The sequence below is a fragment of the Xenorhabdus koppenhoeferi genome, assembly GCF_900116635.1.
Classification (GTDB): Bacteria; Pseudomonadota; Gammaproteobacteria; order Enterobacterales; family Enterobacteriaceae; genus Xenorhabdus; species Xenorhabdus koppenhoeferi.
In genome coordinates this window covers 1-15,438 of sequence record NZ_FPBJ01000051.1, presented here as the reverse complement: position 1 = coordinate 15,438, position 15,438 = coordinate 1, and the positions used below count along the sequence as shown (strand labels likewise).

17 protein-coding genes and 1 pseudogene are annotated in these 15,438 nt (G+C 42.8%); 4 read left to right on the top strand and 14 right to left on the bottom strand.

From position 1 onward, the window contains the following. From BM329_RS13245 to BM329_RS13230, 4 genes and pseudogenes are all read left to right on the top strand, one after another. A pseudogene (locus tag BM329_RS13245) lies at window positions 1-82 on the top strand (IS200/IS605 family transposase); the annotation flags it as partial. A 350-nt stretch (window positions 83-432) separates the two neighbouring features. Further along, window positions 433-795, top strand: coding sequence for a GtrA family protein (locus BM329_RS13240; protein WP_092554040.1), 363 nt, complete (start codon window positions 433-435; stop codon window positions 793-795). Beyond that, on the top strand, window positions 795-1,709 hold the full coding sequence (locus tag BM329_RS13235; protein WP_092554037.1) for a glycosyltransferase family 2 protein: 915 nt from the start codon (window positions 795-797) through the stop codon (window positions 1,707-1,709). The genes BM329_RS13240 and BM329_RS13235 overlap by 1 nt, the downstream gene beginning before the upstream one ends. A 1-nt stretch (window position 1,710) precedes the next feature. Beyond that, complete coding sequence (locus tag BM329_RS13230; protein WP_092554034.1) at window positions 1,711-3,210, top strand: glucosyltransferase domain-containing protein; 1,500 nt, start codon at window positions 1,711-1,713, stop codon at window positions 3,208-3,210. Window positions 3,211-3,271: 61 nt separating this feature from the next. Here BM329_RS13230 and BM329_RS13225 read toward each other — a convergent pair whose 3' ends face one another. The 14 genes from BM329_RS13225 to BM329_RS13165 all read right to left on the bottom strand — a co-directional run. After that, entirely contained in the window at window positions 3,272-5,161 is a 1,890-nt protein-coding gene (locus BM329_RS13225; RefSeq protein ID WP_092554031.1) for a phage head-binding domain-containing protein, read from the bottom strand. Between the two features lie 110 nt (window positions 5,162-5,271). Continuing rightward, complete coding sequence (locus BM329_RS13220) at window positions 5,272-7,512, bottom strand: hypothetical protein (RefSeq protein ID WP_092554028.1); 2,241 nt, start codon at window positions 7,510-7,512, stop codon at window positions 5,272-5,274. Then, complete coding sequence (locus BM329_RS13215) at window positions 7,512-8,018, bottom strand: hypothetical protein (protein WP_092554025.1); 507 nt, start codon at window positions 8,016-8,018, stop codon at window positions 7,512-7,514. Before BM329_RS13215 ends, BM329_RS13220 begins: the two co-directional genes overlap by 1 nt. A 54-nt stretch (window positions 8,019-8,072) precedes the next feature. Further along, entirely contained in the window at window positions 8,073-8,780 is a 708-nt protein-coding gene (locus tag BM329_RS13210; protein WP_092554022.1) for a phage DNA ejection protein, read from the bottom strand. Next, the gene (locus BM329_RS13205) at window positions 8,780-9,454 is read right to left on the bottom strand and encodes a DNA transfer protein (RefSeq protein WP_092554019.1); all 675 of its coding nucleotides are present in this window, start codon (window positions 9,452-9,454) and stop codon (window positions 8,780-8,782) included. The genes BM329_RS13210 and BM329_RS13205 overlap by 1 nt, the downstream gene beginning before the upstream one ends. Before the next feature lie 2 nt (window positions 9,455-9,456). Continuing rightward, a complete protein-coding gene (locus BM329_RS13200; RefSeq protein WP_092554016.1) occupies window positions 9,457-9,819 on the bottom strand; it encodes a hypothetical protein in 363 nt (120 codons plus the stop codon). Then, a complete protein-coding gene (locus BM329_RS13195) occupies window positions 9,819-10,496 on the bottom strand; it encodes a phage tail protein (RefSeq protein ID WP_092554013.1) in 678 nt (225 codons plus the stop codon). Before BM329_RS13195 ends, BM329_RS13200 begins: the two co-directional genes overlap by 1 nt. A 2-nt stretch (window positions 10,497-10,498) precedes the next feature. After that, a complete protein-coding gene (locus BM329_RS13190) occupies window positions 10,499-11,917 on the bottom strand; it encodes a packaged DNA stabilization protein (RefSeq protein ID WP_092554010.1) in 1,419 nt (472 codons plus the stop codon). Next, complete coding sequence (locus BM329_RS13185; RefSeq protein ID WP_092554007.1) at window positions 11,877-12,386, bottom strand: packaged DNA stabilization gp4 family protein; 510 nt, start codon at window positions 12,384-12,386, stop codon at window positions 11,877-11,879. The genes BM329_RS13190 and BM329_RS13185 overlap by 41 nt, the downstream gene beginning before the upstream one ends. Beyond that, on the bottom strand, window positions 12,364-12,549 hold the full coding sequence (locus BM329_RS13180) for a hypothetical protein (protein WP_143101250.1): 186 nt from the start codon (window positions 12,547-12,549) through the stop codon (window positions 12,364-12,366). The genes BM329_RS13185 and BM329_RS13180 overlap by 23 nt, the downstream gene beginning before the upstream one ends. Before the next feature lie 50 nt (window positions 12,550-12,599). Next, window positions 12,600-13,880 carry a P22 phage major capsid protein family protein gene (locus tag BM329_RS13175; protein ID WP_092554001.1) on the bottom strand — a complete coding sequence of 427 codons (1,281 nt, stop codon included), beginning with the start codon at window positions 13,878-13,880 and terminating at the stop codon, window positions 12,600-12,602. A 3-nt stretch (window positions 13,881-13,883) separates the two neighbouring features. Beyond that, a complete protein-coding gene (locus tag BM329_RS13170) occupies window positions 13,884-14,783 on the bottom strand; it encodes a scaffolding protein (protein WP_092553998.1) in 900 nt (299 codons plus the stop codon). Between the two features lie 13 nt (window positions 14,784-14,796). After that, window positions 14,797-14,931, bottom strand: a complete 135-nt coding sequence (locus BM329_RS15220) for a hypothetical protein (RefSeq protein WP_281245154.1) — start codon at window positions 14,929-14,931, stop codon at window positions 14,797-14,799. After that, window positions 14,924-15,438: IS630 family transposase (locus BM329_RS13165; protein WP_245759041.1), on the bottom strand; the 515-nt coding region annotated here is incomplete at its 5' end. The genes BM329_RS15220 and BM329_RS13165, both read right to left, overlap by 8 nt.

The following is a 15,438-nucleotide window of genomic DNA, read 5'->3' as shown; positions in this document are numbered from 1 at the left end:
TTCATACTTCGCTTGCACTGCTGGCGGTGCAACAATTGAAACGTTAAAGGCTTATGTGGAGAGTCAGGCGACCCCAGATTAAGCCGCTATCGCGTCTTACGCCTTATATCCCCGCCCGATGAGGGCGAGGGGTTACGGCGAAATTGCTAAAATATTCCCACGATTTTTTCATGATTATGAGACAATCAAATTAATGCATTGTATTTAAATGTTATTTTTTTATTTAATTTTATTTATGTACTCAATTTTGTACTCAAAAACCACCCCACCCACCAGCCCACTGACTACATTGATGAAATATCAAACCCCGCGACTACCTAAAGAGAAGCCGGAGATTGTGGGGAATGGGAGGGATTGTAGTAACCTAAGTAGGTGATAAATTCTCCCTAAAGTGATATGCTAGTGCGTTAAATTTCATATAATTTATTGAAAATGATAAAGTTATTCACAAAATATGTGTCAATTGGTGTTATCAATACACTAATCCATTGGTTACTGTTCGCTGTTCTGATGTATCTATTTAGTGCAACTCAAGCAATCAGTAACTTAGTTGGTTTCTGCGCAGCCGTAACATTCTCTTTTTATGCAAACGCTAAATTTACTTTCCAGAAAAAAGCCACCGGAGGGCGATATATTGCGTTTGTTTCATTTATGGGGCTGTTGAGCTACCTTACAGGGCATCTATCTGATGTAATGGGTATTCAGCCTATAGCAACATTAATTGCGTTCTCTGCAATTAGCTTAGTGCTGGGGTTTGTATACTCAAAATTTTTCGTCTTTAAGGGTAAAGAATAATGAAAATCTCACTGGTCGTGCCTGTCTTCAATGAAGAGGAAGCAATACCAATTTTCTATAAGACCGTCAGAGAAAATGAAGAACTAAAAAAATATGATATTGAAATTTTATTCATTAATGATGGCAGTAAAGATTTGACAGAAAGCATAATTAATGCTCTTGCTATATCAGATAAGTTAGTTATCCCTCTCAGCTTTACTCGTAACTTCGGTAAGGAGCCAGCCCTATTTGCAGGTCTTGATCATGCTACTGGTGATGCGGTCATTCCTATTGATGTTGATTTGCAAGACCCGATAGAGGTTATCCCACAGTTAATAGAAAAATGGCAAGAAGGGGCTGACGTTGTATTAGCAAAACGAACAGATCGCTCGACTGATGGTTTGCTAAAACGCAAATCAGCGGAGTGGTTCTACAAGCTGCATAACAAAATCAGCACACCAAAAATAGAAGAGAATGTCGGTGATTTTCGCCTAATGTCTCGAGAGACTGTTGAGAACATAAAAAAATTACCAGAACGTAATTTGTTCATGAAAGGTATTCTTTCGTGGGTTGGTGGTAATGTTGAAGTTGTTGAATACACTCGTGCAGAACGCTCCGCTGGAGAATCAAAATTTAACGGCTGGAAGTTGTGGAACTTAGCGCTTGAAGGTATCACCAGTTTTTCTACCTTCCCATTAAGAATATGGACATATATTGGATTAGGTGTTGCTGCACTTTCATTTATTTATGGCATCTGGATGATTATCGACAAATTGATATGGGATAATCCTGTTCCGGGCTATCCATCATTATTAGTATCAATTTTATTCTTAGGTGGTATTCAGCTTATTGGTATTGGTGTGCTTGGAGAATACATAGGTAGAATATACACTGAATCAAAACAAAGACCAAAATATATTATTAAAAGGAAATAAAATGAACTACTTAGCTTGTATAAGTAAAAAAAGAACAGATATACAATTTTTCTATATATGTTTGTTAATATCTTTTATTTATATTTTCCCATTAATAACATCTGATATATATTATCTTGATGATTTAGGTAGAGTAATATATGGGACAATGTGGAATCATGACGCAAGATATTTATCAAATGTCATTTATTACATATTAACATTTGGAAGTAAGACTTTAAATATATCTCCATACCCACAAGTATTGTCTATCATTGTTTTTTCACTTTCATCTTTAATTATAGTAAAATCATTTAAATTAAACACTGACATTATATCAGCAATTGGATGCTCTTTATTATTGACGAGTCCTTTTTATATTGAAAACTTATCTTATAAACTTGACTCATTGACAATGTCAATTGGTATATTTTTTTGTATATATGCCATATACCTTTCATCACTATTTAATTATAAAAAAAGTATTATTTCAGTTTTTTTGTTAATGGGAACTCTGTACCTTTACGAACCGAGCTTAGGAATATTTATAACATTATCAATTGCCATGTTCATATGTAATATAATATTTTATAATAATTATAAAGCAGCAATAAAAACATCATTGCTACAAATTTCAATAATAACAATATCTCTTGCCATATGGAAAGCACTTAGTTACTTACCAGGATTTTACATTAGAAGTAGTATAACCTCATCAGATAATATCATTCAGTTTTTGACATGGAAAATAGATATATATATTGATACATTTAATTTATTATTTAATGATAGATTTTTACTCTCCTATTCACCATTATTTATTCTATCTATAATTTCTTTCTTTTACTATTATATCATTTTTGTTTTTAACAACAATATTAAAAAAACAATATTTGTTTCCATATTGATATTATTCTCTATACCATTGTTTTTTCTGATGGCCCAAGGGGTTTCATTTTTTTCATTTTGGAAAACTGATGACTTTGGTTTTGCACCAAGAGTTTTTATAGGATTTGGTGCATCTTTATTGACAATTTCAATTTTTATTATTAAATCAAAATTATTTAATAACACCATTAAATTTATAATTTTCATTTTGCCATTTATGTATTCATTAACTTTGATTTCAACATACTGCAATGCTTCAAAATCACAATTAAGAATACTCAATGTAGTAGCAAATAATTTATCTAGGGATATAACCAAATACAATTTAAATAATAAAAATATGGTTGTTATTGGTAAAATGCCTGACTCCTATGAATTATCTCACTCTGGAAATGAAAATCCAATTATATTTAAATTAATTCAAACGCCTTTACATGACCAATGGAGTTGGGGGTATAGACAACTTATCGCTTTATATAGCATTCCTGTTTTATATCCTAGTAACGAACAGTTTAATATTGCAAGAAATGAACTCTGCAATTTTAAAAAATTAAACTCAAATCTATATTATGATTTACTACTTTCCTCAAAAAATGACTTTTTTGTCATGGATTTTAGTAAAAAATGTAATTAAAAATATTGTTATTGCCATTGAAATAATAATGGCAATAACAAATACACATAAAATTATTTTATTAAACGCAAACTATTTCTATAGTAAACATCGCTCCTACTTGCGGCAAATTCAAATTAACCACATCGCCCATTCTATCAGTCATATAAAAATATGCCTTACCAGTATAGGCAGGTGATTGATTATACCAAGGGACAATTTTAAATTTTGACGCATTATTTAATTCTTGAGTGACGATATACGGGAATTGATAATCACCTGAACCAGGCTCATATTCTATGATCAGGGAATAATCATCATCAGGGTTTACATATATTTTATTAAATCCGATTGGAATATGGTAAGATTTATCTATTTCATACTTAGCATTACCTAAATGCCTAATAACACCAATGCGCCTATATCCCAATCCATTTAAATTACGACTTTTACTTATCTGTAAATATGAATTTTCATTTTCTTGAAAAGAAATGTGTTTTAAATTTATATTCCCTTCAATAAAATTATCTCGACCATCAACACCATGTATAATCACTGCTTTTTCTGGCTTTATCTCATACCCATCATAATCCCATGCAAAAAAATTTATTCTATTCATTCCTCCATCATTTATTTTCAGTGCGATCTTTGATTTATTCATCCATTGCTGAACAAAGTTCACCTTAATTTCTGCTATTTGGGTGAAGTACGGATAACTTGAGATAGTTGGAACGCAATTCAATTGAACTCCGTTAATAGCTTTAATGACCAAATCGTCAAATATACAACTAGTAATCCAATTAGTGATTTGATTATATTTATGAGTACTTTGATCACTCGGCTCAATAGCCTCCAATACCAGTCCATTGGTACCTTCTTCCAGCTTAAGGTTAATAAACCTACACCAGCAAATAGAATTCTGTTTCCTTTGCCTATTTAGATCATTTGAACCATCAACAACATTATCACATCGCAATCTCAATGAGGTGCCAGAGTTATCGGCGTAATTGCATATTAAATTCATATTGGATATCTCTAAATCTCGCAAATTATTTTTACCCAATACCAACGCTATGTTGTGATTCCACCTCGCTAATGATGTATCTACTGCGATTCTCGCTTTCCCGCCCCTAGTGTCTGTGGTGAAAGCAATATGATCTATCTCAAAAACAAACATATCATCACGCAATGTTCTATTGATAATTTGCGCGCCATTTGAAAACTTAAAATTCTTTTTAACATTAATCTTTGTATTGCAATCAAAGCTCTGTGCTGGAATAAGGATAGTATTAACCTCTACAATATCTTGTAGCTTAGATAAAATACCACCTATGTCCGTATCAGCTTTAGCACCAACGCTTAAGATATTGACGTTAGTCTTTGATTCCAGCGAGGCCGTTAGGCCATTATCTAATTTCAGGTTAACCAAATCATCAGGTGCATTATTGGTGATTTGGTAAATAGCCTCACCACCATCATTACGCTCATAGAACCCACGGGTTTTAACTAGGTAGTCAACCATTAACCCAGTGTCAGATCGCATGTCTGCAACATTATCATATACACGCATATAGTTTGCGCTTAATCCTCCAACTAACTGATATCCAGTATCTGATGATAATTGTTGTTTTAACCTGTCAGGTTCATATTTCAATATATTTGAGAAATAAAAGTGCTGCACGCCGTAGCTATCATAAACAGCCATAGAGTGACCTTCAACGGTCACGAACTTAGCAATCTGTCCGGCATAAACCGGATAACCAGCAGCATTGATAATGATAGGCTGTGGTGCTGGAACCAAATCACCATTCTCACGTTCCATATAAACCTGAATCTGGTTCTCTGGTATGGTTGGGTCTGTGTCTATCTTGCCGATGTAGATCCTACCGTTAGAACACGCCTTGAATGAACGTGCCATAGTAAACAACTGCGAAGGCATTGAGACGACAACATTAGGGATTATTTCTGACATTTATGTTCTCCAGACGTGCGAAATCCCAGCAGGGGAAACTGCATTGGTTGAAGTTTGGATGTAAAAAAACCGCAGTTAAGCGGCGATAATGGTGTAATTAATCAGTCTAATTACTGTTCTTCTTCGTTCTGATTAGCCCATCCAATGATACCGATGCGAGCAATTGTGCGCTTATCAATATCTGGTAGTGAATCATAGAACTCTCTCCATTGCTTAGAAGTTCTGAGCTTGGCTTCATCAAAGGCTTTACGATATTTACTCTTTCCTCTTGCGGGAGGAACTTCAATTCCTTTAGTGGCTTGCTGAAATTCAGAGGATAAAATTAATTTCTCAGCCGCTTCCGAAGATCCTGCACCACCCGCCACTGCACCCAATGGCCCTAATTTAGTCCCTGCCATTGTGCCGACTCTCCCGGCATATTTCGCCATTAACTCATGAGGCGCAGTCACTGCGTCGAAACGCTTTGTAAAATCATTCAATCTTCCAGTGGTTATTTCGAATGACTTTGCTCGCCGGATAGCATTGGCCACGACATAAGTATCATGTAGTCCAGACATAAACTCGCGGGGCATGTACTGCGCTAGAATACGCAGGTTGCCAGACGTTCTTAGGTTTTGATACCAGTCAGCAAAACCAGCAGGATTGAAATCAGCCCCGCGTTTACCTGCTGATAACATATCCCTGATGGCAGTTCCTGCAACCTCTTGGCGCATTTGTCTGCTGGGAATGTTTTTCATTAGCTCAGAGAATTGTTTCGAATTCCCCCGTGCAAGAGAGGCAACTGCCAGTGTGCTACGATTAGCGATATCTCCTGTCAGATTCTTGCCGCGCAACTGCACCATCTGATCTTCCAGCCCTTTACGCATTTGAACCAAGCGCTGAGCTACTTCAAAGTCCCTGCCAGCTCCCACATCACCTAATACAGCCCGCTGATCTTTAGATAACTGGGAGTAGAGATATCGCAATGCTCCCTCATCAGCATCTTTATATGGACCACGATTTTTAAATAATGCCTGACCAACTAAACGGCGCTGCTTATTTAAATTAGCGTAGGTAAGAACACCATCCTGACTGGGATTAACGGCCTTGAACACAGTTTTCTCAATCGTGTCCAGATTATCCCATCCACCCAATTCATCAGCCTTTCTCTCAAGTGCTGCGGCTGTATTATTAGCCTCAACTCGTGTTGCGGGTAGCATTGCATTATCTACCTGCTTATAAAGCTGGTCACTGCGATGCTCCAGCGCCATCATTCTGCTATCAATCTGACCGATAATTTTCTGATTCAATGATAGTGCATCAGGGGCTTTAGCAACGTCATCAATGAGTTTTCCGGCACTCTCAGAAAGTTTCAGGATGGCCACATCTTCTTGCTGCTTTAGTGCCGAACCAGCACGGGATTTAATGGCCTGTTCAACGGCTTGATATTGTTGGTTGCCTGATAAATGGGAAGGGAGAAGATCCTCAGTTACTCCAAGTCTATCAGCGGCGGCTTTTACATCAGGCTGCACTTTGACATCAAGACCTTGAAGGGAAGAAGCTAAGTCGGGGTTCTTCTGGGCTGCCATTTGGCGAAGTGTTTCTTCTGGCGTTAATTGTTTCTGAGGAGGAGGTTGTGGTGCACCTTGTCCGGCTCCACCTGCTCCAGCACCTTTCTCTGCTCCACGAAATAGCTTATTCAGCCCTGTCTTTTCACCAACGACATTCAGCGCCTTACCCAGAACCGGAGTGACAAGCCTAGCCACCCCGCTAGCAGCAGTACCAATACCGAGGTCAGTCACCAGCCCATCAGCATTATCTTTTGAGCTGTTCTGAGCTAGCGCACCTACCGTGTTTTCAGCCACCATATCAGCCAGTTTAGTCGCGCCACGTTCCAGCTTGCCAACATTGGCAACAGAACCTAATGCCGCTGCTGTTTTTTCTGCACCGATGCCGGGTATTAAATAAGGCGCAACTTCTGAACCAATTTTGGCATATGTATCTTGGGGCTTAAGGTTATCTGGTAACTCAAATCGTGAAGCAGGTGTATACGTTCCATCACCTAATCCAGCCTTTTCACCAGCCCAAGCGCCAGCACTAACCACGGCATCACCAATGCTGGGAATAATATTAGCCACGTTTACGCCAGCCTGGAGAAAACCTTTTCCAGCCTCTGCGATTGGGTTACCTGCTTGTTGCTGTTGTGGTAATGGATAGTCTGTATAGAATTGTTGTCGTGCGGCTTCTACCTTATCGCCAGCTTTGGGTACAACCACTTCATTGAAATATTGTTCCTGTGCCGCTGCCTGCTGTTGTGGATTTAGCGATTGGTATTGTGAGGACGCAACAACGTCCCGCCACGGTTTAGCCATTAGTCACCCCATAAACTTGAATATTCACTTTGATTACTGGATGGAGCCGCTTGCTCTTTTCTATATTTTGCCGCCTCCGTGCTGAATTTATTATCCAGCCTATGCTTTCCCTTATTGGTGACGGAAATGATTGTCTTAATCGTTTCTTTGGCCGCTTTTTCTGATATGGAGGGAGACAGCTTACCTATAGCATCTGTCACTCTTTGCCCTTCCGCATTAGATAATGCCCCTAGCCCCTTCATTAACTGAACGTTTGCTAGAAATGTCTGTGATTTCAGTGTGTCAACCAAGGCCTCAGTATTGGCGGCATCAGTACCGGGAAGGTATCTGTTACCAAAGGGGTTTACATTAATCCCAAAATAGCCATTAAATCCCGGGCTATCCAATATCCGGTTTGCCGTGCCGATGGTTTGATCAATAGCATTGACCTGACTGAGATAAGTATCATATTTATCAGTCTTAGCTTGCTCGCCTTTCCGTTTGAACTCTTGCTGCTTCAGAAGCAAGTCATCGCGTTTGATTTGATTTGTTTCTGTTCTCAGTTGGCGGTCAATGGTGTTCTAAGCTAGTGCGGATTTTTTTATCTCCCTATCAAGGCGGGCATTTTCAGCGGAAATATCCTGTCCGCGCATTTGGATATCTTGCCCTCTACGCGCTGTGGTTGCGGATATATCTTGGCCTCGTGCCTGTAGCGACTCAGACGCTTGACTACTGCGGATGCTCTCAGACAATTTCCCGCGATCAATTTCCCGGCCTTCTTTCTTGTCCAGCACTGCAAACTGGTCTTTCGCGCTCAATGTTCCCAGCTTAACGGTAGAAAGAACCTCATTGAATTGCTCAGGATTGTTCGCGTACATTGTCATTAACTGTTGAGGCGAAACGCCTTTAGATTGAATAACCTCAGCATTCTGCACCAATGCCGCCGCTACATTGCGTGGGTCACCTGTCGATATCGCCAACTGCAATTGATTTACCGTACTATCTAATGCTGCAACATCTTGTGCGCTCCTGAATCCCAACTGAGCCTGAATATTTTGTAGTTGAGAAGGATATTGAACTGCCAGTTCTCGCAACTTTTGAGGATCATTAATAGCACCGGGTAACGCCTGTTTAAATGCTTGCTGTTCGCTCATCTGTTGCTGCATTTGTTGGTTTTGCAGGTTTAGCCCCGTCAACTGAGATTGACCGAGTCTATTTTGTGTCTCCTTTAGTGCCTGACCTGCCAGATCAGGCATAAGAGATTCATAATAGTTAATTGGCTGAACCATCAGAACATGCCCCCCATCATCCCGCCAAACATTTTGCTGGCCATACCGCCGAACTGATTAATGTCCTGCGATGCACCGTTATTGATGCTGTTATTTGCCCCTGCTGCAATCTGCCACGGAAGCGCTTTCCTCCCTGCATTTATTGCCCCTTGTTGGCTGTACAGCGAACCGAGAGCATTCGCATTGTTAGCCGCTGCCGCAGACTGAGCGCCAGCACCCGACAGTCCAACGTTAACCAACCCCAGCAACTGGTTATACATGTCCTGCTGCTCGGCGGTTTTCATGTTCAGATAGTTTTGTCCCAGTTGCGGCGCAATGCCTGCTAGCTGATTTCCGGTTGCTGTAGATCCAAGCCCCCCCGTTGCCTCAGCCCCTGCGAGAGTTTGATATCTGGCCTGATCCGCCAGTTGTGCGTACTCAGGACTATTGAAGTATTGTCCCAGCAATGCATTTCGGTCGATAGGTTTTCCTGCTAACCCCTGTAAACCAGATAATCCAGATTGTCCAGCCTCACGGAACGGTGATAGCCACTCACTCTGCTGCTGGAACATTCCCTGCTGGTTATCAATGGCTCTGTCGTTTGACCGGGACTGTTCTTTAGCGCCTTTAATTGCACCAATACCACCGATTATCCCACCTACAGCGCTACCGATACCGCTAACTATTCCACCCATAATTAACTCCTAACCATTAAAAATAATTGTTCTCTACGCCCATCAATGAGTTCAACGACATCATCTGATTGCAGGTGAAAGCCAAATTTCCGCGCCAAATTACAGACATGTTTCGATGTTGAGAGAATGGGTGCATGGATAACCCTATTGCCAATCAGTGAAAGAATATCTCTGGCGGCATCACTGGATCGGTGTCTTTCACCTTTCTTCATCGCCATGTGCAATTCAACATGTTCGCCTCGTTCAATCACCACAAACACACCGCAGCCCTGCCAGAGATAATAATCAGCGGGATAATCCACCCATGACGGAACGCCCCACAGCCGCATGAGTTGTGAACCTGTAATAATATCGATTTTTGTCATTAGTCGATGAGTCCGTGAGACCTCAATGCGTCTTCATACGCTTTGCATCTTTTGGCTAGCGATGTGACTGCATTCATTAGAGATTGGGTGACAGATTGATCGTAAGTTTCACCTGCGTTCCATGACTGATTGGCATCAATTGCCCCTTTATTTGCCGCCCCAGTCATTACAGTAAAGCCAGTAACCCTTTGACCAACAACATTAAGGCCATTTATTAGGTAATTGTTTTTTACATCAATGGGTGACGAGATAACTTGAGTTGCTGTTGCTTTCTTGGATACATAGTCAACTTTTATTTCAGATACCTGACCATCTATGTCTTGTATCTTTATCTTAAGACCATCAACGTCATGCTCGACATTCAAAACCCTAACTTCAAGTTTTGCTAAGTCTTCCTCTGCTTTGGTGATTCTGACTTCGTGGTCTTCTAGCGTTTCTTCTGCCCGAGTTGTTCTTTTTCCATGATCATCCAGGATAATATCTTGCTCATCGTTTTTAACCTGAGCATCATAAGCACCGTCACCCGCCTGATTAGCCTTGTTCGCCCCATTCCCTAAATCAGCTCCCTGTTGAACAACATACAGAAAATAGTGCTGCGAGAAATTACTGGGGAGCAGCGTTGCATCTATTCGAGTTGCCTGTATCTCTACAGGATTTTTGAGACTATTATCCGCCATAATTATTCCAACCTGATTTGACAGCCGGAGAGGGTGACAGGGGATTTGGTGATTACTCGCACTTTAAATCCGATGTTTTTACGGATACGACCAACACGTCGCCAAAGCACCCGCTTGTCATAAACAAATGGCGCGTTCTGTTCGATCATCTGTTCTCGACCGTAATTGATGCCGTCAGCCGTTGCAGAGAGGAATAACCTGTCAGCGTACTGAGATACACCAGTCGAGGCTTCCAGCTCGAAATCGAATACCCGTGCGTTGTTGGCTTTGAACATTGGCGTATACAGCAAATGCTCCTGCTGCTGTCCGTACTGGTCAGAAGTAGAGAAGTTAAGCTGCCCAGTCACAGGCTCGCGTTTATCGCCTACCGTGATTTGATTACCTTCAAATATGAAATCGATACCGCGATAAACATCATCGAACAGACCTGTTTTCAGGATGCACCATTGCGGCGCGTTCTGGCTGCCTGCTGCGTCATAACACAAGACATGTCGCGGTAGATGGATAATCAATAATTCGTGTGCATCGAACCGCACTGTTTCCATCACGCCAGCAGCTAATTCATCCGCCGTGTAGTCTCTCAGTATTTTCTCTATCGAGGCCGTGGCTATCGGCGATACTTGTCCTTGCCGAATGACATAGACCGATGGCGCACCAGTGGCCTGATGGCTGATAATGGCGTGGGAGTCACCGAATACGGTTTTGCAATGAGTGCCGGCAATGCCTTTCTGTACCATTAATGAGGGCTGAGCGACATAAATCGCCGCTTGTGTATCAGTCGCACCCGTCAGTGAAAAATACTCAATAGTTGACGAACCAAAACACACCACGAAATCGCGCCATGTATCAATACCAATGATGCCATCGGGTTGAGACTCAGCACGGTACAATGCACGATAACGGTCTGGATGTGATTCATCCTCAAGATCGGTAACACCAAATGTATCAGTGCCATCTTTCGCCCAGATATAACGCCCACGGGATCGGCAGATATCACGCACAGAGCCGATTTCGTATTGTTGGAATTTAGACGAGGCTGGCCAGTTCTCCAATCGTTTGACTGAACCGTTATAGAAATACAATGACATAACACCATTGGCCGCTACCGCCTGACTATTGTAACTATGTGCCATGCTGATACGACCGGAGCCAGAGACATCACCAATAACATTGTTGGATTTATACAGCTTACTCCCCAACACGCGATAGACGGCAGACTCTTTAGTATTAAACTCAGCCCCTCGTGAGATACCAGTAACATCAGCACGTTTTGTGATGCCGGGAAAGGAACGAAGATAACCGGAAGCGCCCAATATTTCTTTCGGTGTCGCCAGCATGTTGACCGGAAGCAGATCGACATAATCAGCAGAGCGATAGTCTTTACCTGTCCCCTTCATCAGGGGGAGTTGTTGAATCGGCATGTGGTTTGTCCCCGGGATAAAAATGCCAGCCGTTAACAGTCGCCCAATGATTACCTGAACCAATAGGCATTCGTGCTGGATAATCAGAGCGTGATTTCTTGGCGCGAGATATGGCAGATTGCTTATACAAAAGCTCTTTGCCGTATCTGGCGGTGTTGATGATCTTTATTGGCGGCTCAATGGCGTAATCTGGGGCAATCCGCACAGCGAGGTTATGAATAACGGCACTGATGGCGCTACTTTTCATGCCGTGCTCGTCACCGTCAGTGGGTGGATTATCAGCATCAGCAAATCGATATCCGGCATCAATGCCTGCGCCGTCCTGATACCATTCCGCCATCATCATCTCTAGGTCGTTTACAGCGTCTTCCATTGATTGCGGTTCGATATCGGATAACGTGGCATTGGAAGCAACACCCAGCTTACGTAGTGCTGACTGAACTAAGTCACCCTTGGTTATTAGGCTCATTTTTCTTACCTTTACCCAGATTTACGGGCTCGGTTTTCAACGTGTCATTCGGGTGTTCAACCCAGCCATCAGCTAAATGTTCGTCCAATACCTCTGGTTCAATGACCGTGATTTGCAACTTCATTCCCCAGACATTGACGTCGCCGTCTGATTTGTAGAGCATCTTTTGCATAATTTACCTCAAAAGAAAAAGGGAGCCGAAGCTCCCTGTAATTATTTCTGACCAGCCAACCCAACACCGATCGCCTCTGGACGTACAGCACACGCGGAGTACCACAGCGCGATACGGCACTTACCGGACAATGTGCCGATATCCCCTTGGTAGGCCACAACACCATTCAGCCCCACATTAGGAATTGAGAAGCTCTGAGTCTTCATGCCAGAGAACAGATCGTGGTTAACCGGAATCGGTTGAGACACTAAACGGATGGAGTCATCAGCCCAGAACACGTTAGCCTGTGTGGTTTTGATGTTCAGTACATTGACCGCCATTCCATCAGCCAGAGAAATATTCACGTTGGCGTAGGCGCTCTCTGCCGGAGTCAACTTGTCGTCGCTGAGTGCAACAGGCTTTGGCGTGATAGTGACATCACTCCCGTTAACAGCCACAACGGAGAACGTTGCATCTTGTGTCAGAATGTTCTTCGCCATCTGAGACAGATATTTCACCCCAGCGAAAGAAATCTTGTCACCCCGTTTCAATCCAGCACCGCTCAACTTAACGACAGCGGTACGGTTATCCACGTTCTCGCGGTTTCCGTCTGTGTCTTCGACCCATGATTGAGGCTTGAATTTCTGAGCACCAGAAACAGTGAGGCCTGTCGCTGTAGACGCTGGTAGAGATGGCATTTTCGGAGAGCGCAGAACGTCATTGAATCCGGCCACCTGCTTCTGGATAGTCCCAGACTTGTACGCATCCTCTGGAATGCGACCGTAGAAGTCTTTGTTTGTCAGATCCTGACCTGCCCCACGGTAATCTGTCGGATTGAAAAAGAATGACAGACCCGCGCTGTGATTCAATTCACGAGAGAAAATCAGCGCCTCAGCCTCAGAAATGAAATCCCAACCCGTTTTAGCTGAGCCGATCTGTTCAGGGCTTGCCACAACCAGAGAACCCATTTCTACAGCTTGCTTAGCGATAGCCATTTCAACGTTATTCGCCAGTTTCTGACCTGATGCCTTGATACGACGACGTATGGAACGTTCATCACGCAGATCATCCGCACGAAGCTGGAAGAAGTCATTATCCGGCGAGCCCATGTTGCACTTAACGGACAGTTCCAATATACCTGTTTCTTTGTTGGTTAAATCCCACCCCTGCTGGGTAGGCGCTTCCTGTTCCAGTGGCATCCACACGGTATTCTGTGAACGCTGCATATCACCTGCAGGCGGTGCATATTTTTCTACACGCTGCGCCATGGGTGTGAGGTTTTCCACGGTCTCCATTATCTCATCGACCATGTATGTGATCACTTGACCTTCGTTTAAAGCCATCGCTTAAATTCCTTTCAACTGTTGTTTTAACTTGCGGTAAAGCTCCGTGTCGCCTTTACTGGCGGCTGCATCCATCTGTTTTTGAATAGCATCACGATTAGCAGCGGTAACATCGCCACTTAATGGTGCATCAGCCGGAGGAGCGGCAGAGATTTGCTTACCGCGAGGTTTGATAGTTAACTTGTCAGCAAGGCGCGTAAGTTCGATTAACGCTTGCTGTGATCCGAGTGTCAGCAGTTGCCGCGCTTTCTCTGGATTTGCGCCCAGGTGATACATGATCGCAGCCGACTTCTCCGGGAAGAGGTGCATAATTTCCGTGTCAATACCGGGCGGTACGACTTGGCGGAAAGCGTCCTCTTTTTCCTGATAATCAGGCAGGTTAAGTTTTTCTGCGGCGTCATAGTGTTTCCTTGCTGACTCGACAATGTGTGCTGATTGCTGGGTAAATGCCTGAGTTTTGCGCCCCTGCTCGGCAACAGCCTGACTACGAGCATCCATCGCGTTCATCTGCCATTCAAGGTTTGCCTGCTGGTATGCAGCTAGCGCTCTGTTTTGGTCATAGTCATACTTCGCCAATGCATCATCAGACAGATAATTATTGATATCTGGCTGTGTGGGTAACTCAGGTTTTACCCGTAAATCCTCCGGTAACTCTCCGCGCTGTACTGCCTCCATCTGCTGCTCCAGCTCGCGCTGACGCTTACGTTCGATGCGTTTAGCTGCAAAATGCGCATTAGTTGCCGGGTCTTGTTTCTGGGTCTCATCGTCACTCAGGACAATATCAAATCCGTCGCTCTGCCCCGTTGAATTGGCATTATCAACATTGCTCTCAGTGGATGCCGCCGCCTGAGTACCGGACAGGGATAATTCTTCAGTAGCCTGAATTTCGTTGGTATCACTCATGTTTATTACTCTCTCACATGGTTTGAGGGATCTCGCCAGTATTGGCGGTAGGAATGTTGGATTGTTGCTGTTTAGCAACCTCATTCAGCAATTTGATAGCGTCCATCACGGCTTTTTCATCTATAGCAGAATCAATATAATCAGACATAAGTCACATGCTCTGTAAACAGCTCATCAATAGAGCATCTTTCTCGTCTTCTTGTTGTTTTTGTTTCAGCCCATTTGTTTTCGATAGGATTTAAATCTGGGCTGTAAGGCGGAAGCCATTCTAACTGGCATCCGTGATCGGTTATCGCTTTTCGCGTGTCACCGCGTTTATGGAAAGGGGCATTATCCATCACAATCACTGTCCCCTTAGGGAGCTTCGGCAACAAATCTTGTGTCAGCCAGGCATGAAACACATTCGCATTAATGGTTCCGGCAAACAAACTTAAGGTCACAAAGGTATTTTTAATGATAGCACCAATGGCATTAATGCGGCCTTTGTGCTGCCAGTCATGTAAACCAAAACAGCGGGACCCTTTTAACGAATAGCCATGCGTACGTGGCATGGACTGCTCAAAGCCGCTTTCATCCAGATAAACAATCTGTTTGCCCGCCTGCTCATGATGGCGGATACGCTCGCCAAATACCTGACGAGCGTGTTCGTCAGCGG